Below are 1,634 nucleotides of genomic sequence, written 5' to 3'. Positions count from 1 at the left end.
TGTGGCGGAGGAGTTGGAATGTCCGCTGTGCTGCAAAGTAGAAATGTCCGCAGCAGTCACTACACAGCACCACGATCAGCCCCGATCTGAGCGGCAGACCCGCTTGCAAGATCAGATCGGGGCGGGTGGGGAACTCCACTTCGGCTTTAGCTTTGAGACGATTGTCGGGTACTTCACTCCGCAGCGTCCTGCCGAGACAGCGCCTTCATCCGTCTCGCAATCACCGCCGGATCATTCGTGAAATCCGTCCGCCGGCCAGGCTTGCCCACGCGCTTGACGTAGCCATTCTTGTCGCTGTTGCTCTTCACCTTCGGCTTGTCATCCTCTTCCTGGCGCTCCCTGATATAGGTCAGCACCTCGCTCAGTCGCTTGTTCTCCGTGATCGCTGCATGTGTTACCCGCTGCTCCTTGTCAAACACCGTGTAGGGCAGGGAATATCCCTTCCAGCGCACATCGAGACGACCATCCGCATAGGCATATGTCTCGACATAGCGGCCGGCCAGACCGCGCGTCACCTCGCTCTCCTCCAGCATGATCCGCTTGCGCTCGAACGAAAACGTCAGCTGCGATCCGACATAACGCTGCTCGCGCTTGCACAGGATCTCCGTCAGCCGATCCGGCGCCAGATTCAGCGGACGATGCAGGTCGTCCGAACGGGCAGGGGAAACCGCAAAACGCGCATTATAGTCCTCCATGAAAACAGGTAGAAACGCATTGCCCGCCTCCATGCTGTCGATACCGCAAAGCCTGAGCTCCTTGACCAGACGATCCTGCAGCGTCCGGTTCATCCGCTCGACACGGCCTTTGGCCTGGCTCGAGTTTGCACAAAGAATCTCGATATTTAACTCGCAAAGCGCACGTCCGAACTGCGTCATGCCCTGGCCACCTTTGGCATCCTTCTTCGCCACCCGAAACACCGAATGCTTGTCCGAATAAAAGGCAATCGGTGCGCCGTGACGCTTGAGATAGAGCTCCAGCGCATCGAAGTAGGTGAAGGCACTTTCGGAATGCACAAAGCGCAACTGCATCAACTTGCCAGTCGCATCGTCGACGAACACCAGCAGCGAACACGGTGGTCCGCGATCCTCGAACCAGCGATGCTCTGACCCGTCGATCTGCACCAGCTCGCCATAGGCTTCGCGCCGCAGTCGCGGTTGATGAAACGTCCGGCGCTGCTTGCGTGACAGCCACAGCCCGGCATCGGACATCCAACCGCGCACCGTCTCGCGTGACACCCGCAAGCCATCGCGCTCAGCCAACTTCTCCGTCGCCAACGTCGGACCGAAATCGGCGTAGCGTTCGCGGACCAGTGTCATCGCATAATCGCGAACCCCGTCACTGATCCGATTGTTTGAGGGCCGGCCGATCGCCTTGTGCCGGATTGATGCCGCGCCGCCGGTCCGGATACGCTCCAGCAGTCGGCGTAGCTGACGCTCGCTCAGGTCAAGCACATGCGCCGCCGACACCACAGTCATCCGGCCGGCAGTCACTTTCGACAAAACCTCGATCCGTTGCAGATCGCGCTCGCTCATCGCTATCAATCCCATCTGCAATCTCCCAGACAACTGTCAGAGCCGGGGAGTGTGACATTCCAACTTTGCAGAAACAGGACATTCTAACTTTGCGGCTACATG

The 1,634-nt window shown here is 59.0% G+C and carries 1 protein-coding gene; it reads right to left on the bottom strand.

The features are described from left to right. Positions 1 to 173: 173 nt before the first annotated feature. Positions 174 to 1,547, bottom strand: coding sequence for an ISNCY family transposase (locus F3H95_RS26950; RefSeq protein ID WP_149748239.1), 1,374 nt, complete (start codon positions 1,545 to 1,547; stop codon positions 174 to 176). Between the last annotated feature and the right edge of the window lie 87 nt (positions 1,548 to 1,634).

Origin of the sequence: Rhizobium sp. RU35A (assembly GCF_900156005.1) — a bacterium.
Classification (GTDB): domain Bacteria; phylum Pseudomonadota; class Alphaproteobacteria; order Rhizobiales; family Rhizobiaceae; genus Neorhizobium; species Neorhizobium straminoryzae.
Note: the sequence above shows the minus strand (reverse complement) of the source record. Positions and strands in the feature narration are given on the sequence as shown.

What these genes read in the sequence shown, in the direction of transcription:
- F3H95_RS26950 (WP_149748239.1), bottom strand. Translation starts at nt 1,547, where the DNA reads ATGGGATTGATAGCGATGAGCGAGCGCGATCTGCAACGGATCGAGGTT.